The following is a 22386-nucleotide window of genomic DNA, read 5'->3' on the forward strand; positions in this document are numbered from 1 at the left end:
CAGCCTCGGCTGCGGCTCGACGGCGCCCTGTAAGATCGAAAATCGATCTTGCAGCCTCGGCTGCGGCTCGGCGGCGCCCTGTAAGATCGAAAATCGATCTTACAGCCGGGACCGCTTGGAGGTCAGGCAGCGATCGCTCGTTCGCAAACTACGCTGGAAATGGACAAAAAACGGCGGCGCAGGGAGCTTCCTCTCTGCACCGCCGTTTTTATGCTGCCACGCTAATCAACCCGCCTGTTATCGAGCCAGCCTCCTGCGTTATTTTCCCGATGCCGGCTCCGGCTTCTCCGCTTGCTTGCCTTGCAGATAGACTTCGATGCCGTCCAGGATGCGCTCCAGCCCGAATAGAAAGTCGTCGCCTACCGTATTCCCTTCCGCGCTCTCTTCGGTGTATACGCCGGATTGAACGAGCGGATGCAAGTACGGATAACGGTCCGGCCCGACCAGAAGCTTAAGCTCCTTCGTATAGCCCCGTCCGCTGAACGAATCGGGCGCGGTTCCGGCCTTCAGCGCGCGGTCCATATCCCGCAGGACGATGCCTACGTTGCGGGCATATCCGCTCAGGAGCAGAACGAAAGACATTTTCTCGTAACCGTTCAGAGGAAGATTCCGCATCGTCCGAAGCCCCCAGTCCACGATCCGAAGATGATTGGGCGTTAGCGGAACGCTCGTGATCGGGATGTCGACGAACCAGGGATGGTCCCGGATAAATTGAATGGTCGCGTTGACGTAATCTCTCATTTCTTGCCGCCAATCCTCGTCCGGCCGCTCGGGCGGGAGCGGAATGTCGCACGCGGCGTCCATCATCAGCACCAGCAGATCGTCCTTGCTGTCCACGTATCGGTAAAGCGACATCGTCGTAAAACCTAGCGACTGCGCGACCCGGCTCATCGACACCGCGCCCAGCCCGTCCCGATCGGCGATCGCAATGGCCGCTTCGACGATTTGGGGAATGCTGAGCTCGCCCTTCGGCCCCCGCTTCGGCTGCTTGACCTTTCCCCAGCTGAGCCGCACGGCGTTCGGCAGATTCCGGAAAGCTTCGTCGTCCCCAATGTCTTCATTCGGCATAATTGCGTCCTCCATCATCATTTCGTCGTCACGAAAATGTATATTCAATAAACAGTATATCACGCTTCGCTGCGCCGCAAAACACCGTCCCCCGACCTAAGTCGGGCAACCGCCTTCCCCCGAGCAGGAGGCCGCCCTTGGCCGTTCGTGGTAAGGTTAACAGTAGATAAGCTTAAATTGTGAAGAGGTGACGTTATGAGTATCAATCGGAACGCCTTCATCGGCTTCCTGCTGCTGGCGCTTGGATCCATGATCGCGTTCAAAGTCCACGGTTCCTGGTCGACCGGCTCGGTTTTCGAGTATTTCTGGCCCACGCTGTTTGTCGTCCCGGCCGGCGTCTTTTTCCATTGGCTGTATTTCTTCCTGAATCAGAGAGGCGTCGGTCTTCTCGTGCCGGGGGCATCGTGCTGTCCGTCGGCATCTTGTGCCAGATCGCCACGCTGTTCGACAGCTGGGAGACGATGTGGCCCGGCTTCATTCTCGCGGTTGCGGTCGGCCTGCTCGAGCTGTATCTGTTCGGCAGCCGCAACCGTTGGCTGCTTATTCCGATCTTCATTCTGACCGGACTGTCCGGCCTGTTCTTCGCCGCTTATGCGGTCGGGGCGCTTCTGGGCAAGCTGTCCCACCTGCAGCCGCTTATCGTGCTGGCCTTCATTGCCGCCGGCATCGGCCTTCTCCTATTCCGGAAGAAGGAGAACGTCTATCGCCAGCCTTGGGAGTAAAGCTGCCCGCCAGGCAATCCAGCCCGTCTCCGATCGCAGAGGCGGGTTTTCTTCGTTCCGCCCGAGCCCGGCTGTTTCCCGCAAGCTGCTTCGCCGATGGTCATGCGGCTTTTTCGCTCTGAGGTTCCCGGCGAACGGAAGCTCCGGATCCTGCAGCAGCGCAAGCGTCTGGTCGGCGACCGCTTTCTCGTGCTGCAGACGGGCTTGCTCCCGTTTGATGAGCCAGAAGGCGGCGTCCTGACCGGCCCTTCGACCGACGCGGGCCGCGCCGGTTTTACGCCGATGCGGCCCAACTCCTGAGCTGCATTCCCCGGCGCGGGTCTGAACTCTCGGCAAACGGCCAGCACCCTATGCAAAAAAGCACCCCTAAGGGTGCTCAGCCTGCCGGAGAAGCTCGGCCTGGACGCGGCAACAAAGCGTTGCCGCATCTTCCGCTTGCCGCTCCTTAACTCTGCGCCTTCTTCCGCTTCCGGCTGTAAATATCGACATAAACGGCCAGCACCAGAATGCCTCCCTTGACGATATACTGCCAGAATGACTCCATGTTCATCAGGCTCATCCCGTTGTCGAGGCTGCCCATGACAAGCGCGCCGATGAGCGCGCCGACAATCGTGCCCGAGCCGCCGACGAGGCTGGTGCCCCCGATGACGCAGGCGGCGATCGCGTCGAGCTCGTAGTTCTGGCCGGCGCTCATCGTCGCCGCGTTGAGACGGGCCGTCAGCACGAGCGCGGCGACGGCGGCGAGGGTGTTGCACAGGACGAACACGAGCAGCACCTTGCGCCTGATGTTGATGCCGGACAGCCGCGCCGCCTCGGCGTTGCCTCCAATGGCGTACACCTGGCGCCCGAACGTCGTATTTTTCGAGATGAATGTGAACACAAGCGCCAGAACGACGACCATGACGAACGGGACCGGAATCCCCTTGTAGCTGTTCATCACCGCGACGAAGCCCAGAATGAGCGCTCCGACCAGAATCATCCGCAGCAGGCTGATCGCCAGCGGCTCGACGTCGAAGCCGTACTTCCGGCGCGAGGCCCTTTTGAGGATAACGAGATAGGCCGCGACAAGCAAGCCGGCGATGCCGAAAATCCACCCGACGACGTCGGACGTGTAGGACTGTCCGATCGACTTCAGCGACGGCGACAGCGGAGCGACGGTCACGCTGCCCGTCGAACCAAACAGCAAGCCCCGGAAAACCAGCATCCCGCCCAGCGTGACGATAAAGGCCGGAACCGCCTTGTAGGCGATAATCCACCCCTGAACCAAACCGGCGGCCGCCCCGATCGCGACCGTCACGACGATGACGGGAATCGTGCTCCAGTCGTACCAGACGTTCAGCATGGCCGCGACGCCCCCGGTGAAGCCGACGAGCGAACCGATCGACAGATCGATGTGGCCGGCGACGATGACGAGCACCATGCCGATGGCCAGAATGGCGGTCACCGACATTTGCAGGAACAGGTTGGACAAGTTCGTCGCCGTCAGGAACCGTTCGTGCAGCAGCGAAAACAACACCCATATCGCCAGCAAAGCGCCGATCATCGTATAGGCGCGGGCGTCGAATTTGAACCAATTCGCCCGGCGCGCCTGTTTGGTCGTTACCGTATCCATCGTTGCGTTCATCCGCCTTTTCCCCCCGTTGCCGCCGTCATAATCCGCTCCTGCGTCGCGTCCTTCGCGCGAAATTCCGCCACCCGCTTGCCTTCCGCGATGACCATGATGCGGTGGCTCATCCCCAGCAGCTCGGGCAGCTCCGAAGAGACCATGATGATGGCCACCCCTTGGCGGATCAATTCGTTCATCATGTTATAGATTTCGAACTTGGCCCCGACGTCGATGCCGCGCGTCGGCTCGTCCAGAATAAGAATTTTCGGCTTCGTCAACAGCCATTTGCCAAGCACCACCTTCTGCTGGTTGCCCCCGCTCAGCGTGCCGACGACGGTCTCCACCGAGCCGGCTTTGATCCGCAGGGCGCGTATCGACTCGTTGCCGCTCGCCACTTCGCGATTCGGATCGAGGACGCCGCCGGCCGCGAACATCGGCAAGCTGGCGAGCGTCAGATTGCTCTTAATGTCCATGCCCAGCACCAGGCCGAATTTCTTCCGGTCCTCCGAGACGAGCGCCATGCCTTCCCGGATAGCCTGCTCCGTGTTCCGGATGCGCACCGGCTTGCCGTCGATCTCCACCAGTCCGACGCTTTCTCCGGGGTAAGAGCCGAACAAGCTCATGACGAGCTCGGTCCGTCCCGCTCCCATTAAGCCCGCGATGCCGAAAATTTCTCCCTTGCGCACTTCGAACGTGATGTTGTCGATCACCTTCTTGCCCGCGAACTGCGGATGCAGGACCGAATAGTCCTCCACCCTCAGTACGACGTCCCCCGGCTTCGCCTCGATCCGCGGGAACAGCTCCTTCAATTCCCGCCCCACCATCAGCGAGATCACCTTCTCCTCGTTGATTTCCCTGGCGGGATACGTGCCGATCGTCCGGCCGTCGCGCAGCACCGTGATCGAGTCCGCGATGCTGAACACCTCATTCAGCTTGTGCGAGATATAGATGCAGGTGACGCCGCGCTTCCGGAATTCCCTCAGGATGTCGAGCAGAATGGCGACTTCCTGTTCGGTCAGAGCGGCCGTCGGCTCGTCGAGAATGAGAATGCCCGCGTTCTTCGACAGCGCCTTGGCAATCTCCACCTGCTGCTGCTTGCCGATGCCGAGCGTCCCCGTCGGCGTCTCGGGACTGACATCGGTCAGCCCGACCTCGGCGAGCCACCGCTCGCTCTCCTTAAATACGCGCTCCCAATTGATGATGCCGAACCGGGCCTTCTCCTTGCCGAGAAAAAGATTCTCCGCGATCGACAGATCCTTCACCAGCGCAAGCTCCTGATAAATGATGGCGATGCCCGCTTCCTCCGCATCCTTGATGCCGGAGAACCGCTTCTCCTCGCCGTTAATCAGAATGTGGCCGTCGTAGCTCCCCGTGGGATACAGCCCGCTCAGCACCTTCATCAACGTCGACTTGCCGGCTCCGTTCTCCCCGCAGAGGGCGTGAATCTCTCCCTTCTTCACCGTGAACGTCACGTCGTCGAGCGCCTTGACGCCGGGGAACTCCTTCGTAATATTCCGCATCTCCAACGCTGCCGTCATGCCATGCCCACCTCTCGATCGCCTCTCGAATCGGGAACAAGGGAAGCCCGCAAGCTACGGGCTTCGCCTTCTTTTATCCGGATCGTCCCTCGCCTGCGGCTATTTCGCGTTTTTGTAGACGTCTTCTTTCGAGTGGAAGCCGTCGGCGATAATCGTGGAATCGATATTGTCTTTCGTGACCGCGATCGGCTCAAGCAGCACGGAAGGAACGTCGATCTTGCCGTTGTTGACTTTCTTGTCGGCCCCCGGGTCTTCGCCCTTCGCCAGCTTGATCGCAAGCTCGGCGGCTTTCTCCGCGAGCGACTTGATCGGCTTGTAGACGGTCATCGTCTGCGTGCCCTCGACGATTCGCTGGGCTGCGGCCAACTCGGCGTCCTGGCCGGACACCGGAATTTTGCCCGCGAGCCCTTGGGCCGTCAGCGCCTGCACAACGCCGCCCGCGGTGCCGTCGTTCGCCGCGATGACCGCGTCGATCTGGTTGTTGTTCGCCGTCAGGGCGTTCTCCATGTTGGCGAGGGCGTTGGCCGGGCTCCAGTCTTTCGTCCATTGGTCGTACACGATCTGGATGTCGCCGCTGTCGATATACTTCTGCAGAACGTCCATGGCGCCTTTCTTGAACAAGTGGGCGTTGTTGTCGGCTTCGGAGCCGCCGATGTAGACGTACTTGCCCTTCGGCGCCTTCGCGACGATCGCTTCCGCCTGCATCTGCCCGACCTTCTCGTTATCGAACGAGACGTACAGGTCGACGTCGGAGTTTTTGATCAAGCGGTCGTAGGCGAGTACCTTGATTCCCGCTTCGTGCGCTTTCTCGACGATCGCCGCGGTCGCTTCCGCGTTGTGGGGAACGACGACCAGCACGTCGACGCCCTGGGAAATCAACGACTCGGCTTGCGCGATCTGCTTGGCGTCGTCGCTGTTCGCCGCCTGCACGTCGACCGTAGCGCCCAACTTCTCCGCCGCCGCCTTGAACAGGTCGCGGTCCTTCTGCCAGCGCTCCTCCTGAAGCGTATCCAAGGAGAAGCCGATCTTGATTTTGCCGTCTCCGGATGCTGTCGCTTCGGAGCCGGATTCGCCCGCGGCGCTGCTGCCGTTCCCGTTGCCGTTCTTGCCGCATGCGGCCATGGCGAGCAGCAAGGCGACGAGGAGAATGGCGACCCCGCTTCTTTTCAACCCTATCTTCATCCTGCGTCTCTCCCTTTCTCATTAATGTAACAGCTTACATTTCGAGAATAACACGCCGTTCTCGCCGGAAGAGGACGCATATTCTGGAATATCTTGCGGCGTTCTGCACTTTTTTGGTTCCGCTCGGAACCGGGTCGAGCCGCGGCGCGGCTCTATCCTTTTTTGCCGATCAGCGCCTTCCGGTAATCCGTCGGCGACGTTCCGCAGCATTTTTTGAACACCTTGCTGAAGTAGTTCGGGTCCCGGTAGCCGACCTCGTAGGCGATCTCCTTGAGGCTGCGCTCCCCGTCCGAGAGCAGCGCCTTCGCCCGCTCGACGCGGCATTCGGTCAGATAGTCGATGTAATTGACGCCGAACTGCTCCTTGAAACTTTTGCTGATATAGAACGGGCTCATGCCGGCCTCCTGCGCAATCGTCTCCAGGGAGATGTCCCGATGGGAATTCTGAGCGATATACTGCTTGATCCGATGAATAACGTCCGGCTCCAGACGGTTCTTGTACTTCTCCGCCTCCTGCCTGAGCTTCTTCAGCAGACACTCGGCCTCCGTCCGAAGCTGGCGGTAATCCTCAATCCGGAAGGAGAAGTAGGGAGGTTCCGTCTCGATTCCCATCTCCGTCAGCACCCGGAACGAGAGCCATATCGATTCCAGCGCCCGCTGCTGTGCCCGGTGAATGTTCAGGCCCGACCGTTCGCTCTGTTCGATCGCTTGCCGGATCGTCTCCCACGCTTCGTCCCAGCGTCCGAAGCGGATCTGGTCGGCCAGCTGCCGCTCTCTGCGCTGCGCCGCCGGATCGTTCGCCCCCGTCCCCGTTCCGGAGGGAAGATCTTCGTAGAGCCGGTATCTGGCCGGCAGAGAAGTATCCGAAGTCGCCGTCAGTGCTTCCTGATACGAGAAGCGGATATGCTCCAGCGAGGCGTACGGGCTTCCTACGCCGATGAAGCCGTTCAGGCCGTGCGAGCTGTCCAGCAAGCCGAGCAGTTGGCGCACCGTCGACGCCGCCTGCGCCCGGTAAGACTTGCCCGCTTCCAGGAAGATGACGATCGGAATTTGCCGGCCGGACATCGCGCCCACCCAGCCGTTCGCCATCCGCCTCACCTTCTCCTTGACCGTCCCGTAGAACGATTCCGCCGCCGCCCCGCCCTCGATCCGAATGACGAGCACGAAGGCTTCGCCCGTCGTGTCCCCTCCCAGCAAGCCGACCAGCTCGTTCAGATGAACCTCGTGAACGTGATCGAACAACAGCTGCGTCACGACATCCGCCTCGACGACGGACAGCATCCGCTCGATCGCGTTGCGTTCCCGGATTCGCAACTGGGAGTCGCTGCGTTCCTCCTCGATCTCCTTCACGACGCGGGCGACCGTCTCCTGAATCTCGCTCGCCTTGCTGGGCTTCAGCAAATAATCCTTCACGCCGAGCTTGATCGCGGAGCGGGCGTATTCGAACGTATCATAGGCCGTCACCATAATGAACTTCGTGGCGGGATAGTCGGCGCCGATCCGCTCGATCGCCTCCAGGCCGTTCATGCCCGGCATTTTGATATCCATCAGAACGAGATCGGGCCGGAATTGCGGCACCAGCTCGACCGCAAGCTTCCCGTTCTTCGCCTGCATAAGCTCCATGTCCGGGAACTTGTTGCGAAGGATGGCGGCCATTCCTTCCCGTTCGATCTGTTCATCGTCAACGATGAGCAGCTTAATCATAGGCTTTGACCTCCCTTGTTTTCGGAAGCGTAAGCGTCACCTTCGTGCCCGTTCCTTCCCCGCTTTGAATCTCGATCACGTCCTCGCGGCCGTAGAACAACCGGAGCCTCCGGACGACGTTGCCGAAGCCGATTCCCGTCGAATGGCCGCCTCCCTGCTGCGCGGCGGCTCTCTCCTCGAGAATTGCCCGGATCCGCTCCTCCGGCATGCCCGTGCCGTCGTCCTCGATGTCCACGACGACCCGTTCCCCCTCGTCCCGAACCCGGAAGCGGATCGTCCCTCCTTCCTCCAGCGGCTCGACGGCGTGAATGACCGCGTTCTCGACGATCGGTTGCAGCGTCAGCCCCGGAATGGACGCCGCCAGCGCGCCTTCGTCCACGTCGAACTCGTATTTCAGCCGATCGGTAAACCTGGCTTTCTGAATGCCCAAATATTCCTTCAGAACGCGAATCTCGTCATACAGCGTCACGGGCCGGTCGAGCCGCTTCAAGTTGTAACGCAGCAGTCCGGCGACGCTCGCCAGCAGGTCGCTCGTCTCCTCCGAGCCTTCCAGATAAGCCTTCTTGGACAGCGTATCCAGCGTGTTGAACAGGAAGTGAGGGTTGATCTGGCTCTGCAGGCTGCGAAGCTGACTCTCCTTCAGCAGCAGCTTGCTCTCCTTCAGCTCGCTCTCGAGCTGGGCCTTGTGCTGAATTTCGGAGATGAGATTGTTGATGTTGATCCGCATCCGGTCGAACGTGCGGGCGAGGAAAGAGATTTCGTCGCTTGCCGGCGCCTCGATCGGCGTGTCGAACCGGCCCCGCGACAGCTCCCGGGCGGCCTGGGTCAGCTTCTGGATCGGCCTCGTAATGCTCAGAGAGAACCAATAGGTGAAGAGAAGGAGAATGACGGTGATCAGAGCCAGCATCCAGAAGCCGAGCTTCTTCAGCTCGTTGGACTGCCGGATCATGCCCCGATAGAAATGGTCGTATGTCTTCAGATCGGTATCCAGGAGCGTGAGCGTCATTTCGGAGATGTACTTGGACAGCCTCGTCGCTTCCGTGAAGTCATTGAGCGATTCTTCGTTGTTTTTCTCTTCCAGAAACCTCACGGAACGGTTCGTCGAATCGACCAGCGAATCGATCAGGCTCAGATAGTTGGTCAGGGTGAAATGATTGCCGTCGTTGCGCAAGGCCGCGATTCTGTGCTTGGCGTCGGTCAGCCTCTTCACGCCCGCCTCCACCCCGAGCTTTCCTTCCGCATCGGGAGTCTGCAGATAGTTGTTGAGCGAAGTGACAAGCTGCTGGCTGGACGCCGTCACTTCGTTCATCTGCAGGTATCGTTGCAAAATCTGGTTATATTGGCCTTGCATCTTCTGGTTGTAATAGGTCAGCACGACCCAGATAGACACCATGATAAAGAGAACGATGGCGGTGAACGACAAAATTTTCTTCTGAATCGTATTCATGACGTTCCATCCGCCTTCAACAGCCGAATGTCGGTGTAATAGCCTTCGTAATTGAGCGGAAAAGCCTCCCGCTTGAGCCATTTGATCATCAACTCGACGCTGAGCTCGCCCATCTTCCCGGGGGATTGCTCGATGATGGCGTTCATCTTCTTCTCCCGAAGCAGCGTCTTGATCTCCGAGCTGTCGTCGAAGGAATAAAGGCGGAACTTGCTGAGCGTCGCCCGCTTCGAGATTTCCTGCACCATGGCGCCGGCGTTGTTCGCCGTCACCGCGACAAATGCGCTTACATTCGGCTGCTGGTTCATGACGTCGTTGATTTTCGCCACGACCTTCTCCCTCGTATTCCCCGCCGCAGCGATAATCGGCCGAATGCCGGGATACGACCCGAGCACGCTCAAAATGCCGTCAAGACGTTTGCTCTGAAAATCTTCCCGGCGATCCGACACCATCAGCACGACGTTGCCCGAACCGCCGATATCGAGGGCGAGCTGCTTGCCGATCATCTCGCCCGCCTTCCGATGATCCGAACCGATATACGTACGGCGCAGACTCTTCTGGATCGGGACGTCGTTGGCGACGGTGAACACCGGAATCCCGTTGCCTGCCGCCTTCACCGTCGCCAGCTTGTTGAACTCGTCGGTGTCCAGCCCCTGAACGATGATTCCGTCCACTTTGGAGGCGATGGCGATCTCCATGTTTTTGAGGAAATCCTCCTCATTCGTTCCGTAGCTGCCCCAGACCGCCAGCTCCGCTCCGTAACGTTCGGCGGCCTCGGCCGCCCCTTTCTCCACCTCGTCCCAGAACGGGGTGTCCGTCTCCTGCGTAATGAGCACCAGACGGTATCCCGAACGCCGGTCGTCGATCTCCGCGGGCACCATCAAATCGTCGCGGAAAAGTCGGATTAACGAAGACAGCGTAAAGCCGAGCAGCACGAGACAACCGGCGGCAACGACAGCGATCAGCAGCTTTCTCATGGGATCGACTCCTCCGATCACGGCTCGGCGCATATGTAATCGCTTGCAAAACAAGCGGCGCATCGGAACCGGACCGTATCGTGAAATGGCTTGCACTACCATTTTTACCTGGCCGTCCGGCCCGAAGTCAAGCGTTTTCCGCCGACACTCCGGCGCTTATGTGAAAATATAATAATGCAGCCCAACAGGAAAGGGACTTTCGCCATGATCGATGTGTTTCTCGACGATACCCGGCCGAATCCGCCCGGATTCAAGTTGGCCCGAACCGCGGAGGAAGCGATACGCTATTTGAGAACGAAGAAAGTGAACGTTCTGTCGCTCGATTACGATCTGAGCTCGTCGCCGAAAACCGGTTACGACGTCGTCCGCTTCATGGTCAACAACCGGATTTATCCGCAGCTCATCGTCATTCATTCGGCCAACCCTTACGGAAGAAGAAGAATGCTGAACTTATTGCTGGCCCGCAAGCCCGAGTCGGTGAAGGTGACGGTCAATCCCCTTCCGTGGATCTAGGTGCAAATGGATAGGGGCTGTCTCCATCCGGTCTATTACGACCGTCTGGGACAGCCCCGGTGCATCAGGCGCAAGTCCTGGAATGATCGGCCGGCGAGCCGATCCGCCTTGCTTCGGTCAAGCGCTCTCCGCGCTCAGGTCCAGCCAAGCCAGCTCTTCCCGCGTCAGCCGGATGCGCGAACCCTCGTCGCAGGAGCGCAGCTCCTCGAGCGACTGGGCGCCGATCAGGGCGCAGGTCGGAAAAGGCTGATTCTGCACGTACGCCAGCGCAATCTGAATCATCGTGACCTTCTTCTCCGCCGCGAGCCGCTTGGCCCGCTCCAGCCTCTCCCAATTGCCGTCGCTGTAGAAGACGCGCACGAGATCGGCATTGTCGCGGACATCCGGCGAGAATCTCCCCGTGAAAAAGCCTCTCGCCTGGGACGACCAGGAGAGCAGCGGCATTTGCGTCCGTTCGTGCCAGGCGCAAGTCTCGGCGTCCGCGGACACGCAGCCGGCCCAGAACGGCTCGTTCGGTTTGGCCAGGCTCAGATTCGGGCTGCTGAACGCAAAGCCGGTCAACCCGTTCGCCGCCGCGTAATCGTTCGCCTCTTGGATGCGCTGCCATGTCCAGTTCGACACGCCGATCGCCCCGACGGTGCCGGCCCGAATGGGCTCATTCAACGCTTCGACGATCGGGCCCACCGGCACAGACGGATCGTCGCGGTGCAGCGCGTACATATCGATGTAGTCCGTCTGCAGCCGCTCGAAGCTGACGCTCAAATCGTGGCGGATCGCCTCCGGGGTAACGCGGGGCCCCCGCGCGTCATGATGCGCTCCTTTGGTCAGAATGACGAGCTGGTCCCTGTTGCCCCGCTCTCTCATATAGCGGCCGATCACTTCCTCACTCTGGCCGCCGCAGTAGACGTGCGCGGAATCGAGGGAATTGCCGCCGATGGCGAGAAATGCGTCCAGATTGGCCGCCGCTTTCTCGTACGAATCGTGTTTGAAATAATCCGTTCCTTTCATCAAACGGGACACGGGCTTGCGTACCCCCGGAATCGAAATGTATTCCACCTCTCCCCAGCCCCCTTCGCTCTTATCCGAGCACGACTCGCGTCCGCTCGCGGGCGGACTTCAGACAAGCGTCGATCACTTTCATGTTCCGCACGGCGTCGGAAGGCTCGAAGCGCTGCTCCGTCTCTCCCTTGATCACGCGGGCCAGATGGTCCGCCTGCTCCGTGTACGCGTTAACGTGCGGGACCTCCACTTCCCTTCGGACCCCATTTGAAGTGACAAAAAAGTTGCCGCTGCCCGGGGTGGGCGTAATGTACGCGGACGGCACCTCGATGATCCCCTCCGACCCCAGCACCTCGAGCGTATTGCGGGGAGCCGCCCACATGCCGCAGTCGAACGCAAGCGCTACCGATCCGGGGAACTCGATCAGCCCAGACGCCATCATATCGACGTCGTCATGCTCGGGGGAGAACAGCGCGCTCACCGTCGCCGCTTCCGGCTCCCGCCCGAGCAGCAGTCGGGCCGCGCTGATCGGATAGCAGCCGACGTCGTAAATCGAACCGCCTCCCCAGTCTTTACGATACCGGACATTCTTCTTGTCGCCGGCATTGTTGAAGGTGAAGGCTCCCCGAATGCCCCGTATCTCTCCGATCTCGCCGGAAGCGATTATCTCCTTGATCGTGTCGTAGCGGGGATGGTGGCGGTACATGAAGGCTTCGGCCAGCCGAACGCCCGCCTTGGCCGCCGCTTCGGCCATTTCCGCCGCTTCCCGCTCCGTCAGCGCGAGCGGCTTCTCGCACAAGATGTGCTTGCCCGCCTCCGCGGCGCGGATCGCCCATTCCCGGTGCAAATGGTTGGGAAGGGGAATGTAGACGACATCGATCGAATCGTCCGCGAGCAGCGCTTCATAGCTGTCGTACGCCACGGGGATGTTCAGCTCCTCCGCGGTGCGCTTGGCCTTGTCCGCATCCCGGCTCGCAATGGCGGCCGCCTCGTTCAGCCCGGACAAATGCAGCCCCGGGATGACCGCCCTTCTCGCGATGTTGGCGCAGCCCAATATGCCCCATTTCAGCTTCTTCTTCATCGTGCGCTCCTCACCTCTAAATCGAAGTTATATGACTATATTGCGATTATAATGAAGGCGATTTAAAATGAAAATGACATTATTTTGCATTCGATTAGAACGATATTGTCGCCGAGGGGAGCCCATGCCCATGATGCGCCAAAGCCACCTGCTCACGCTGCCGCAGATGCCGTTCTTCTGCTTCCCCGAATCGGTGGGTTATTACTGGGACTATCCGACGCACAGCGTCTACCGGGAAGCCGGGGCGCTGAACAATTTCAACATCCATTACGTCGTTGCCGGGAAAGGGTACGTGGAGATCGACGGGGAGGTGCATACGCTGGGGCCCGGCGAAGCCGTGCTTTACTTTCCGCTCCAGAGACAGCGCTACTACAGCAGCGAGGACGATCCGTGGAAGATCCGATGGGTTCATTTTTACGGCAGCGGGTTGCAAGACTACCTGATCGAGCGGGGACTGCATCAAAGCCCTCTGTGGACGCTCCGGCAGCCGGACTTGTGGGAACAGACGCACGAAGCGCTCCTGACGGAAGCCGAGAACTATCGCATGCTCCGTCCGGTACAACTGTCGACCTTGACCTACGGGTTGCTGGCCGCGTTCGTCGAGCAGGCCGTTCCGCTGACCGGAGCCAGGTCGGGAACGGCGGGCAACCGCATTTTGGAGCTCCTGCCCTTGATGCAGCAGAATGCCGTCAAGCCGTTTCTGCTGGAGGAATGGGCCCGGCTGGCGGGCGTCAGCCCCTACTATTTCTGCAAGCTGTTCCGCAGCGTCATGAAGATGACGCCGATGGACTTCGTCACGCGGTGCCGTCTCCAGATGGCCAAGCAGTGGCTGCTGGAACGCAAAGAAGCCAACATCGGCCAAATTGCGGCGGATGCGGGCTACCCGAGCGTCAGCTATTTCAACAAGCGGTTTATGGAGCACGAAGGCATGACCCCGACGGCTTACCGGCGCCTATACGGGGGATGATCGACGGTCCGTTAAGAACGCAAGACCGAGTCCGCTGCCGCCCGTCTCCTTGTTCCTCGACGGCTCGGCCCGGTAGAAACGGTCGAAAATATGAGGCAGCGCTTTGCTGTCGATGCCCGATCCGTTGTCCCGCACGACGATCGTCGCCTCTCGGTCGGCGACGACGCGCACGGGCTCCTCCCCGGCATAGTCGAAGATCACCGAGAAACCTTCCATCCGCGGATCGAGACGCAGCTCGCTCGCGCAATCGCGCAAATAAGCCGCAAGATCGATCGGTTCGAGATGGAACGGAAGCCGCTTCAGATCGAGCTTGGAAAATAAAAAGAGCTCATCGATCAACCGATCCATTTCGTTCGTCTTTTTCGCGATCATGCCGATATATTTGTCCCGCATCGTCTGCGTATCGGCGATGCCGTCCTGAAGACCTTCGACGCACGCTTTAATGCCGGCGGTCGGCGTCTTCAGATCGTGGGAGATGTTCGAGATCAGTTCCTTGCGTTTTTCCTCGTACTGCATTTGCAGGCGAATCGATTCGCCCAGCCGGACGCGCATTTCTTCGAACGCCGAGCCCACTTTGCCGATCTCGTCCTTGCGCTTCAGCTTCACCTCGCGGCTTAAATCCCCGTCCTTGATCTGTTCGGCGGCACGACCGCGTTGACGAGAGACTCGTCCTCCCATTCGGGAAAGAGCTAAAATTTTTAGGTGAAAATCAAAAGAATAGTGGGCTTTCTTCGGGGCTATTGTCTGATAAGATAGAAGGGATAACGTTAGTGGGGACTTGACGAGGAGGAAACGAGATGGCCAATCCGGCAAAACGCAACGAGCCTTTGGTAACCCATATTTATACGGCTGACCCTTCCGCTCACGTATTCGAAGGCAAGCTTTACATTTACCCGTCGCACGACCTCGATCACGACAAAGTGTCGAACGACAACGGCGACCAGTACGATATGGAAGACTATCACGTTCTGTCCATGGAAGACGAGAACGCTCCTTGCATCGATCACGGGGAAGCGCTTCATTTGCGGGATATTCCGTGGGCCAAGCAGCAGCTTTGGGCGCCGGACGCCGCTTACAAGAACAATACGTATTACTTGTTTTTCCCGGCCCGGGATCATGACGGCATCTTCCGCATCGGCGTCGCCACCAGCCCGTCGCCTGCCGGACCGTTCACGCCGCAGCCGAATTACATTCCGGGGAGCTTCAGCATCGACCCCGCCGTTCTCGTCGACGACGACGGCAAGTCCTATGTTTACTTCGGCGGTCTGTGGGGCGGACAGTTGGAGAAATGGCAGACCGGCACGTTTCAACCGGATGCCGAGGGACCCGCGGCCGACGAGCCGGCGCTGGGGCCGCGAGTCGCGGAGCTGAACGACGATATGCTGAGCTTCAAGGAATCGCCGCAGGAAATTTCCATCGTGGACGAGGACGGCAAGCCGATTCTGGCCGGCGACGAGGACAGAAGGTATTTCGAAGGTCCTTGGGTGCATAAGTACAACGGTTTGTATTATCTCTCCTATTCGACCGGCACGACGCATCGCATCGTCTACGCCGTCAGCGACAATCCGAAGGGTCCGTATGTGTTCAAAGGCACGATCCTGACGCCCGTCGTCGGCTGGACGACGCATCATTCCATCGTTCAATTCAAGGACAAATGGTATTTGTTCTACCATGACAGCTCCCTGTCCGGCGGGGCCGACAACAAGCGGTGCGTCAAGTTTACCGAGCTCCATTACAACGACGACGGCACGATCCGGACGATCGACCCTTACGACAATTAAAATAAATATGCCGGCCGGCTCGAAAGCGATCGAGCCGGCTTTCCGCATGGGACGTTTAGTCGTCCATCTGATTCGCGAGTCTCTTGAACACGTCGTTCAGGTTCCGCATCCGTTCCTCGACTTCCGGCTTCACGCATCTATACCGGTGCTTTTAGCGACTTCACTGCTTTCATGACGGCTTCCGGATGATTTTGCGGGATCATGTGGGCGACGCCGGGCATAACGATAAGCGTCGAGTTCGGCAGTTGTTCGTGCAACCGGAAGCTGTGCTCCCTTGTCTCGAAAGGGTCGCCCGCTCGCTTTGATTTCTTGATATCTCCCCATGATCTCTTTAACGGACGATTCAGTGATTCGGATTTTGCTCCACGATCAGAACGGAGCGCGCCAGCTCCTGAATGACGTCCGACAGCATCTGCGAATTCATGTACAGCGCTTTGATATAGGCCTCGCCGACCTGAGTGGACGTATAATGGGGCTGCACGCGGTTCAACGTAAGAAGGATGATATCGAGCTTGCACTTGTTGCAATCGCACTTCAAAGTACGATTCGGAAGAACGTGCTCCTCGAAAATGTTAATGACGATCGGTTCCATCGCATTCAATATGGTTTTATCTTGGGTGAGCTCCATACTTCTTCTCCTTGCTTCTACCGGCTGTTTTCCTTAAAGGATACCATAACCTCCCATGGAACATAAGCAGGCCGAACGGTCTATTTCCATGTCATGGCTCAGAACCGACGGGAACCTCGGGCACAAGATCGATTTTCGATCTTACAGCGCCCTATCGCGCCGAAGCCCCGGCTCTAAGAACGAATCTCTGCCACGACACCGTGCTCGGCGATCAACGCTCCTATCATGGCGTCCCGTCTAGGTCCGGCGCATATAGGCTCGTACCGTAAGCGGTGCGAAGACCGCTACGATAACCGCGGCGCCGATGAGGGAGAAGGCAAGGTCCCTGCCGATCGTTCCGGCATTGGCAAGATCGCGGACGGCCGTGACGAGATGCGAGATCGGGTTAATGTTCACGAACCACTGAAGCCATTTGGGCATCGTCTCGACCGGTACGAAAGCGTTGGAGAGAAAAGTGAGCGGGAACAACGCAAGCATGGAGATCCCCTGCACGCTGGAAGCCGTGCGAGCAATGACGCCGAAGAAGGCGAAAATCCAGCTAATCGCCCAGGAACACGCGATGACGAGCACCGCGGCGACAACGACATTCCCCAAACCGCCGTCGGGCCGATAACCCATAATATACCCCATGGTCAGGGTGAGCACGGTCGCAATGGCATACCGGATCGTATCGGCCAGCAGAGCTCCTGCCAACGGGGCGATCCGGGCGATCGGCAACGACTTGAACCGGTCGAATACGCCCTTGTCCATGTCTTCGCGCAGTTGGACGCCGGTGACGATGGAGGTTGTGATGACGGTCTGCACGAGAATTCCGGGAATGATCACCGGCAAATAATTGTGTACGTTGCCGGAGATGGCGCCGCCAAAAATATAGGTAAACATCAAGGTGAAAATGATCGGCTGCAGCGTAACGTCAAACAGTTGCTCGGGGGTGCGGCGAATCTTCAATAGACCCCGGTAGGCCATCGTCAAGGAGTTGCGTACCGATTGGCCGAAGCCCGTGTAATTTTTCAATTGGCGACCGGGCGCTGCTGTACTTCTCATACTCTCATCTCCTCCGCTGCGTTCGATGGCTCGGTCTCCGGTGACGCATTCTCTTTGACCCCGTGGCCGGTAATCGTCAGAAACACCTCGTCAAGCGTCGGCTTCTGCACACTGATCTCAGCCAGACGAATCCCCCCGGTCCGAAGGGCGATAAGCAGATCGGTGACCCGGTCGGCTTCCGCCATCGGTGCCGTAATCTTTCCGGCTTCAGCCGACACGTTGGAGCGGACCTTCAGCACCTGTTCGACAATCTCGCGCGCGTTCCGGATATCTTCCGAATTCTGAACTCTCAATTGCAGCGACGAATTGCCGACCGATGCTTTCAGCTCATCCACCGTTCCTTCGGCGACGACCCGGCCGCGGTCGATAACCGCGATTCGGTCCGCCAGTTGATCCGCTTCATCGAGATACTGCGTCGTTAACAGGACGGTCGATCCCGTTTTCACCAATCGGCGGATCGTCTCCCACATCTGCGCACGCGTGCGCGGATCCAGTCCGGTCGTCGGCTCGTCCAGGAAGATGAGCGGCGGCTGTGCAATCAAGCTTGCGGCCAGATCCAGCCGGCGGCGCATGCCTCCGGAGAAATTTTTTAGCGGACGCTTCGCCGCTTCGGTCAAACCGAATTCCTCCAGCAGCTCCGCTGCCTTGCGCCGCGCCTCGGCACGCCCCAACCCAAGCAGTCTGGAGAAAATGATCAGGTTCTCGGTAGCGCTCAAGGATTCGTCGACCGACGCATATTGGCCTGTCACCCCGATTAATTGACGCACGATCTGCGGCTCCTTCACCGCATCGTACCCGAAAATGCGCGCCGTCCCCGCATCCGGCCTCAGCAAAGTGGCCAACATTCGAATGGTTGTGGTCTTGCCCGCTCCATTCGGGCCGAGCACGCCGTAGATCGTACCGGCGCGGACGTTCAAATCGACGCCGTTCACTGCATGGTTGTCGCCAAACGTTTTTTTGAGTCCACGGGCCTCAACGGCCCATTCCTCCTTATCCGGCATTGCAATCCCTCCTCGTAATCGCTCATTACATGGGAATGATAGCTCCCGATTATGAACTGAGTTTGAACGACGAAATCGTCCGACCATGCGAAGGAGGACGTTGTTCCGGCTGCTGCGTTGTCTCCGGGAGCTAGTGCGCTCACCGGCTCGTCGAGCAGGCCCGGCTCCGGAACGCCGATCATCGCCCTACGCGGTGCATTCGCACTTTAATTGCATTGTAAGGATTTCAGAGGAGTTGTTGAACCTGCCGGAGAACGGTTTGACGATCGGTCTCCGGGCGGAGTCCTATTTTAGCCAATGCGTAACTCCGATCATCACCAGCAATCCGAGAATAAAAGAAAAGGTGGATGCCCGCTCATTCCCGTCGCCATGACTCTCCGGAATCAATTTTTTATAAACGACAAACAGCATGGCTCCCGCGGCAAAAGCAAGACCGTAAGGAACGGTCGCCGCAAAGCCGCCTGTAAATGCATAACCGATCCAGCAGAACAACAATTCTACCAGAACGGTCATTGCGGCCGCCCAAAATGCCGCCCCCTTGCTCATTCCATGAGTGATCAGAAACAAGGCCGTCAAAAATCCTTCGGGAATATTCTGCAAACCAATGCTCAATGCGACGATGGCACCCAAGCTCTGGCTTGTACTACCGTAACTGACACCTACGGAAAGACCTTCGGGAAGATTATGAAGGGCCATCGCAATCAGGAAAAAAAAGGAACCGGTTTTTAACGCGGGTTCTGTGACCGAATGTCCGGGGTCCTCGTGCGGAACATACCGTTCCACCAACGTCAAGATGGCCGTCCCCATCAAAATCCCGAAGGACAGCACGAACAGATTGGACAGCTTTAAAGCGGAAGGAATAAGCCCGTAATTTTACCTAGGGAAACTTTTGGGGCAAAAAAAATTCAATAACCCTTTTAATTACGGATTATATATTACGATTGCACGGGTATAAATCTTTTTTTAGATAGTCGACGCAAGGGTGAAGCACCGTAAAAAATATAGATATCGCAGCGCCTCGTGAACTCGACATAGATCGCTCGCGAGAACCTGAGCTTGTTCCTCGGGCTTTGTTTCGTAGTTCCATCCAATCTCATTTCCAGACAGAAATATTGCCGCTTACTTGAACCAGCCCTTTTCTCTGAAACGTTTGATCGCTTCGATACGATTGCTCACGTTTAATTTGTCGAGAATGACCGATATGTAGTTTCGGACGGTCCCGTTGGTCAGGAACAGCTCGTCGGCGATCTCCTTCGTATTCTTGCCGTCTGCGATCAGCCCGATCACTTCCGTCTCCCGTTCCGTAAGCGGATTCTCCTCGCTGTAAGCTTCATCCACCAGCTCGGCTGCGTATATCCGGCGGCCCGCCATAATGCTGCGAAGCGAATCGGCCAGTTCCTCGCTCGGGCTGTCCTTGAGCAAGTAGCCGTGCGCGCCGGCCTTGATCGCGCGCTCGAAGTAACCGGCGCGGGCGAACGTCGTCAGAATGACCACTTTCACCTTGCTGCCCGCCTCTTTCAGTTCCTCGGCCGCGTCCAGTCCGTTCTTCAGGGGCATCTCGATATCCATGATGCATATATCCGGCTGATAGAGCTTAACCAGCTTAATCGCATCCGCGCCGTTGTCCGCTTTGCCGACCACTTCCATATCCGCTTCCAGATCCAGCAGAGAGGCAAGCGCGCCGAGCAGCAGCCGCTGATCCTCCGCAACGACTATACGAATCATAACGCCGCCTCACCTTCAGACTGAATCGATACGTTCGGGACTTTCATTATAATTTCCGTCCCCTCCCTTGACACGATCCCCAGGCTGCCGTTGACAAACTCGAGACGTTCCCTCATCCCGCGCAGCCCGTTCCCTCTAAAATAAGGAGCCGGGCCGGCGAGTCCGATCCCGTTGTCCCGCACCCGGATCTGCAGCTCGGCCGGCGTCTGCTCGATCTCAATGGAACAAGCGGTAGCCGAGCTGTGCTTGACGATATTCGTCACCGCTTCCTTCAGGCACATGCTTACGACATTTTCGCTAAGCAGGGAGGTATACGCGAGCCTGGGCTCTCCCTTCAAGGTGAACTCGATGTTCGCCGCCTTCAATATTTGCCGCAAGCGGTAGATCTCGTCCTCCACATGCGTCCCTCGCATCTGCGTCACCAGCTCGCGCAGCTCTTTTAGCGCGATTCTGGCCGTCTGCCGCACATCGTCGATCTCGGACTCGGCCCGCCGCGGGTTTTGCGTGATCAGCTTGCCGGCCAGATCGCTCTTGAGGCCGATCAAAGCCAGCTTCTGACCGAGCGTATCGTGCAGATCGCGGGCGATGCGCTGCCGCTCCTCCAGCTTGACGAGCTCGGATATCCGCTTGTTCGCATCGTTCAGCTCGCCCTGCAACAGCTCCCTTTTATTGCGGGTGTAAGTTGTAACCGGAAGCAGCGTCACCGCGATCAGGCAGACGAATACGAACGGCGCCTGGGTAATCAGCACCGAGCTGGCGTGCATATAGCCGACATAGACCATCAATATCGTCGCGGTCAGATGGATCGTATACAGCGTGATAAATCCGGCGAATTTCCGAATGTTCCCGATAAAGAAAGCCAGAAAAAGCGAAAAATAGACGTAACCGAACATCAGCGTCATGGCAATCGAGAATAAAATCTGCACCCCGGTCCAAAAATAAACGAGCAAGCCTTTCGAACTGAACGAGAGCAGGTAACAAACGAAAAAACCGAGAATCATGCCGATGCCGATGACCACCTGGTACATCGTCGATGAGCGGAAGACAAAATAAAACGGGAGGATATAGAAGACGACCCACACATACGGACTTAGCCCCGTACTTCTCTGAAAAATCTGATACCACTTCTGCATACGGCCCCTCCGTCTTTTATTCCGAGTCCGCTCTCCTTATATTGTAACCTATTCCGGCCCACCGCATCGCAGTTATTTCTTCGCGAATCGCACCTACTTGCCCAGCTTGCCCCGTGCGCATGCGGCGCGCCGCTCCGCGGCCGTGAGCCGGATTTTCCGGTAGCCGACGAATGTCTTGCTCTCCTCATCCCATAGGCGGAAACGAAGCGACTGCAAGCTGGTGCCGATCGTGATCGTAGCCGCCTTTTGCAGCGGGGGAGTGGCCAAGTGCGCTTTTTCGAGATTGTAGTTGGGCACCTTCGGATTCAGATGATGCACATGATGGAAGCCGATGTTGCCGGTGATCCACTGCAGAAGCCGCGGAAGCTTGTAATACGAGCTGCCCTCTACGGCGGCCCGGACGTAGCTCCACTCGGCCTCGTTCTCGAAGTACGAATCCTCGAACTGATGCTGGACGTAAAAGAGCCAGATGCCTAGCAGGCCGGATACGAAGAAGATCGGTCCCTGAATGAGGAGGAAATCCTGCCAGCCGATCGCCCAGATCATCAGCACGTACAGGGCGGCAATCAGCAGATTGGTCAGGTAGGTGTTCATTCGCTCCTTGCGCCGTGCGCCCTTGGCATTAAAGCGATACTGGATCAGGAAGACGAAGATCGGACCGAGTCCGAACATAATGAGCGGATTGCGATAGAAGCGGTAAGCCAGCCTGCGCCACCTGGGGGCGGCGGCATACTCGTCCACGGTAAGAATCCACATGTCGCCTACGCCTCTTTTGTCGAGGTTGCCGCTGGTGGCATGATGCTTGGCATGACTGTTTTTCCACTGCCTGTACGGCACATGGGTCAGGATGCCCAGAATCGTACCTATCATATCATTGGCCCGCTTGCTCTTGAAGAACGATCCGTGGCAGCAGTCATGGAACAGAATGAAAGTACGGATCAGGAATCCCGATGCCGCGATCAGAAGCGGTAGCGTCAGCCAATACGACACGGACAAGCCGGCGTAGCCGGCTAACCATAGCAGGATCAGGGGCACAAGCGTATTGGCCATCTGCACGAGGCTCGACTTCGAATCGTTTTTTTCAAAAGGAAGCGTGCTTTGCTTCAGTTGGGCGATTTCTTTTGTTGCTTTCAATGCCGTGTCCCCCTTGACGTTTGCGGATGTTCTCCCCGCAACGTTATCTTCATTGTAAAGAACGCCGAAAAAGTATCGTAGTCACAAACGTCAATTCGAGGGGATGACAAATGTCATATCGATCAGGGTGGAACTGTTCT

23 protein-coding genes are annotated in these 22386 nt (G+C 58.2%); 5 read left to right on the forward strand and 18 right to left on the reverse strand.

Features of this window, described 5'->3' with window-relative positions:
- Nucleotides 1-258 precede the first annotated feature (258 nt).
- Both G485_RS27415 and G485_RS31380 read right to left on the reverse strand, forming a co-directional pair.
- Entirely contained in the window at nt 259-1068 is an 810-nt protein-coding gene (locus tag G485_RS27415) for a TetR/AcrR family transcriptional regulator (RefSeq protein ID WP_051318430.1), read from the reverse strand.
- 156 nt (nt 1069-1224) lie between these two features.
- Nucleotides 1225-1416, reverse strand: coding sequence for a hypothetical protein (locus G485_RS31380; RefSeq protein WP_338027767.1), 192 nt, complete (start codon nt 1414-1416; stop codon nt 1225-1227).
- A 56-nt stretch (nt 1417-1472) separates the two neighbouring features.
- Here G485_RS31380 and G485_RS27420 point away from each other — a divergent pair, with 56 nt between their 5' ends.
- Nucleotides 1473-1790 carry a hypothetical protein gene (locus G485_RS27420; RefSeq protein ID WP_338027769.1) on the forward strand — a complete coding sequence of 106 codons (318 nt, stop codon included), beginning with the start codon at nt 1473-1475 and terminating at the stop codon, nt 1788-1790.
- A 96-nt stretch (nt 1791-1886) separates the two neighbouring features.
- Nucleotides 1887-2090 carry a hypothetical protein gene (locus G485_RS0119705; RefSeq protein WP_027093936.1) on the forward strand — a complete coding sequence of 68 codons (204 nt, stop codon included), beginning with the start codon at nt 1887-1889 and terminating at the stop codon, nt 2088-2090.
- A 145-nt stretch (nt 2091-2235) separates the two neighbouring features.
- Here G485_RS0119705 and G485_RS0119710 read toward each other — a convergent pair whose 3' ends face one another.
- The 6 genes from G485_RS0119710 to G485_RS0119735 all read right to left on the reverse strand — a co-directional run bounded on the left by G485_RS0119710 (nt 2236) and on the right by G485_RS0119735 (nt 10240).
- Nucleotides 2236-3414 carry a sugar ABC transporter permease gene (locus G485_RS0119710; RefSeq protein WP_027093937.1) on the reverse strand — a complete coding sequence of 393 codons (1179 nt, stop codon included), beginning with the start codon at nt 3412-3414 and terminating at the stop codon, nt 2236-2238.
- Entirely contained in the window at nt 3411-4934 is a 1524-nt protein-coding gene (locus G485_RS0119715) for a xylose ABC transporter ATP-binding protein (protein ID WP_027093938.1), read from the reverse strand. Before G485_RS0119715 ends, G485_RS0119710 begins: the two co-directional genes overlap by 4 nt.
- A 99-nt stretch (nt 4935-5033) precedes the next feature.
- Nucleotides 5034-6116, reverse strand: coding sequence for a D-xylose ABC transporter substrate-binding protein (gene xylF, locus G485_RS0119720; RefSeq protein WP_027093939.1), 1083 nt, complete (start codon nt 6114-6116; stop codon nt 5034-5036).
- 152 nt (nt 6117-6268) lie between these two features.
- Nucleotides 6269-7819: a response regulator gene (locus tag G485_RS0119725; RefSeq protein WP_027093940.1), complete on the reverse strand. Its 1551-nt coding sequence runs from the start codon at nt 7817-7819 to the stop codon at nt 6269-6271.
- On the reverse strand, nt 7812-9266 hold the full coding sequence (locus tag G485_RS0119730) for a sensor histidine kinase (RefSeq protein ID WP_027093941.1): 1455 nt from the start codon (nt 9264-9266) through the stop codon (nt 7812-7814). The genes G485_RS0119725 and G485_RS0119730 overlap by 8 nt, the downstream gene beginning before the upstream one ends.
- Nucleotides 9263-10240 (reverse strand): sugar ABC transporter substrate-binding protein, encoded by a 978-nt coding sequence (locus G485_RS0119735; protein ID WP_027093942.1) that lies wholly within the window; start codon nt 10238-10240, stop codon nt 9263-9265. Before G485_RS0119735 ends, G485_RS0119730 begins: the two co-directional genes overlap by 4 nt.
- Nucleotides 10241-10444: 204 nt before the next feature.
- Between G485_RS0119735 and G485_RS0119740 the strand changes: the two genes are divergently transcribed.
- Complete coding sequence (locus G485_RS0119740; protein ID WP_027093943.1) at nt 10445-10753, forward strand: cyclic-phosphate processing receiver domain-containing protein; 309 nt, start codon at nt 10445-10447, stop codon at nt 10751-10753.
- A 117-nt stretch (nt 10754-10870) separates the two neighbouring features.
- On the opposite strand, the gene G485_RS0119745 is transcribed toward G485_RS0119740, so the two are convergent.
- Both G485_RS0119745 and G485_RS0119750 read right to left on the reverse strand, forming a co-directional pair.
- Entirely contained in the window at nt 10871-11809 is a 939-nt protein-coding gene (locus tag G485_RS0119745) for an aldo/keto reductase (RefSeq protein ID WP_027093944.1), read from the reverse strand.
- 22 nt (nt 11810-11831) lie between these two features.
- Complete coding sequence (locus G485_RS0119750) at nt 11832-12833, reverse strand: Gfo/Idh/MocA family protein (RefSeq protein WP_027093945.1); 1002 nt, start codon at nt 12831-12833, stop codon at nt 11832-11834.
- Between the two features lie 130 nt (nt 12834-12963).
- On the opposite strand from G485_RS0119750, the gene G485_RS0119755 reads away from it, so the two are divergent.
- The gene (locus G485_RS0119755) at nt 12964-13800 is read left to right on the forward strand and encodes an AraC family transcriptional regulator (protein ID WP_027093946.1); all 837 of its coding nucleotides are present in this window, start codon (nt 12964-12966) and stop codon (nt 13798-13800) included.
- On the opposite strand, the gene G485_RS27425 is transcribed toward G485_RS0119755, so the two are convergent.
- Nucleotides 13786-14478: a sensor histidine kinase gene (locus tag G485_RS27425; RefSeq protein WP_084423407.1), complete on the reverse strand. Its 693-nt coding sequence runs from the start codon at nt 14476-14478 to the stop codon at nt 13786-13788. The genes G485_RS0119755 and G485_RS27425 overlap by 15 nt on opposite strands.
- A 119-nt stretch (nt 14479-14597) precedes the next feature.
- Here G485_RS27425 and G485_RS0119765 point away from each other — a divergent pair, with 119 nt between their 5' ends.
- Nucleotides 14598-15581, forward strand: coding sequence for a glycoside hydrolase family 43 protein (locus G485_RS0119765; protein ID WP_027093947.1), 984 nt, complete (start codon nt 14598-14600; stop codon nt 15579-15581).
- A 343-nt stretch (nt 15582-15924) separates the two neighbouring features.
- Here the strand turns inward: G485_RS0119765 and G485_RS0119775 are convergent, their stop codons facing one another.
- The 7 genes from G485_RS0119775 to desA all read right to left on the reverse strand — a co-directional run bounded on the left by G485_RS0119775 (nt 15925) and on the right by desA (nt 22246).
- On the reverse strand, nt 15925-16209 hold the full coding sequence (locus G485_RS0119775; protein ID WP_027093948.1) for a late competence development ComFB family protein: 285 nt from the start codon (nt 16207-16209) through the stop codon (nt 15925-15927).
- A gap of 237 nt (nt 16210-16446) precedes the next feature.
- The gene (locus G485_RS0119780; protein WP_027093949.1) at nt 16447-17253 is read right to left on the reverse strand and encodes an ABC transporter permease; all 807 of its coding nucleotides are present in this window, start codon (nt 17251-17253) and stop codon (nt 16447-16449) included.
- A complete protein-coding gene (locus G485_RS0119785; RefSeq protein ID WP_035157370.1) occupies nt 17250-18254 on the reverse strand; it encodes an ATP-binding cassette domain-containing protein in 1005 nt (334 codons plus the stop codon). The genes G485_RS0119780 and G485_RS0119785 overlap by 4 nt, the downstream gene beginning before the upstream one ends.
- A 285-nt stretch (nt 18255-18539) precedes the next feature.
- Nucleotides 18540-19037 (reverse strand): ZIP family metal transporter, encoded by a 498-nt coding sequence (locus G485_RS27430; protein ID WP_240489221.1) that lies wholly within the window; start codon nt 19035-19037, stop codon nt 18540-18542.
- 336 nt (nt 19038-19373) lie between these two features.
- The gene (locus tag G485_RS0119795) at nt 19374-19979 is read right to left on the reverse strand and encodes a response regulator transcription factor (RefSeq protein ID WP_027093951.1); all 606 of its coding nucleotides are present in this window, start codon (nt 19977-19979) and stop codon (nt 19374-19376) included.
- Complete coding sequence (locus tag G485_RS0119800; protein WP_027093952.1) at nt 19976-21112, reverse strand: sensor histidine kinase; 1137 nt, start codon at nt 21110-21112, stop codon at nt 19976-19978. Before G485_RS0119800 ends, G485_RS0119795 begins: the two co-directional genes overlap by 4 nt.
- Before the next feature lie 93 nt (nt 21113-21205).
- Entirely contained in the window at nt 21206-22246 is a 1041-nt protein-coding gene (desA, locus tag G485_RS0119805; protein ID WP_027093953.1) for a Delta(5) desaturase DesA, read from the reverse strand.
- Between the last annotated feature and the right edge of the window lie 140 nt (nt 22247-22386).

It is taken from the genome of Cohnella thermotolerans DSM 17683, from assembly GCF_000429825.1.
Lineage (GTDB): Bacteria > Bacillota > Bacilli > Paenibacillales > Paenibacillaceae > Cohnella > Cohnella thermotolerans.

Excerpts from the sequence above, each read along its gene's own strand:
- G485_RS27415 (WP_051318430.1), bottom strand. The coding sequence starts at position 1,068 with ATGCCGAATGAAGACATTGGGGACGACGAAGCTTTCCGGAATCTGCCG.
- G485_RS31380 (WP_338027767.1), bottom strand. The coding sequence starts at position 1,416 with ATGGAAAAAGACGCCGGCCGGGACGACAAACAGCGTGGGCCAGAAATA.
- G485_RS0119705 (WP_027093936.1), top strand. The coding sequence starts at position 1,887 with ATGGTCATGCGGCTTTTTCGCTCTGAGGTTCCCGGCGAACGGAAGCTC.
- G485_RS0119710 (WP_027093937.1), bottom strand. The coding sequence starts at position 3,414 with ATGAACGCAACGATGGATACGGTAACGACCAAACAGGCGCGCCGGGCG.
- G485_RS0119715 (WP_027093938.1), bottom strand. The coding sequence starts at position 4,934 with ATGACGGCAGCGTTGGAGATGCGGAATATTACGAAGGAGTTCCCCGGC.
- xylF (WP_027093939.1), bottom strand. The coding sequence starts at position 6,116 with ATGAAGATAGGGTTGAAAAGAAGCGGGGTCGCCATTCTCCTCGTCGCC.
- G485_RS0119725 (WP_027093940.1), bottom strand. The coding sequence starts at position 7,819 with ATGATTAAGCTGCTCATCGTTGACGATGAACAGATCGAACGGGAAGGA.
- G485_RS0119730 (WP_027093941.1), bottom strand. The coding sequence starts at position 9,266 with ATGAATACGATTCAGAAGAAAATTTTGTCGTTCACCGCCATCGTTCTC.
- G485_RS0119735 (WP_027093942.1), bottom strand. The coding sequence starts at position 10,240 with ATGAGAAAGCTGCTGATCGCTGTCGTTGCCGCCGGTTGTCTCGTGCTG.
- G485_RS0119740 (WP_027093943.1), top strand. The coding sequence starts at position 10,445 with ATGATCGATGTGTTTCTCGACGATACCCGGCCGAATCCGCCCGGATTC.
- G485_RS0119750 (WP_027093945.1), bottom strand. The coding sequence starts at position 12,833 with ATGAAGAAGAAGCTGAAATGGGGCATATTGGGCTGCGCCAACATCGCG.
- G485_RS0119755 (WP_027093946.1), top strand. The coding sequence starts at position 12,964 with ATGATGCGCCAAAGCCACCTGCTCACGCTGCCGCAGATGCCGTTCTTC.
- G485_RS27425 (WP_084423407.1), bottom strand. The coding sequence starts at position 14,478 with ATGGGAGGACGAGTCTCTCGTCAACGCGGTCGTGCCGCCGAACAGATC.
- G485_RS0119765 (WP_027093947.1), top strand. The coding sequence starts at position 14,598 with ATGGCCAATCCGGCAAAACGCAACGAGCCTTTGGTAACCCATATTTAT.
- G485_RS0119775 (WP_027093948.1), bottom strand. The coding sequence starts at position 16,209 with ATGGAGCTCACCCAAGATAAAACCATATTGAATGCGATGGAACCGATC.
- G485_RS0119780 (WP_027093949.1), bottom strand. The coding sequence starts at position 17,253 with ATGAGAAGTACAGCAGCGCCCGGTCGCCAATTGAAAAATTACACGGGC.
- G485_RS0119785 (WP_035157370.1), bottom strand. The coding sequence starts at position 18,254 with ATGCCGGATAAGGAGGAATGGGCCGTTGAGGCCCGTGGACTCAAAAAA.
- G485_RS0119795 (WP_027093951.1), bottom strand. The coding sequence starts at position 19,979 with ATGATTCGTATAGTCGTTGCGGAGGATCAGCGGCTGCTGCTCGGCGCG.
- G485_RS0119800 (WP_027093952.1), bottom strand. The coding sequence starts at position 21,112 with ATGCAGAAGTGGTATCAGATTTTTCAGAGAAGTACGGGGCTAAGTCCG.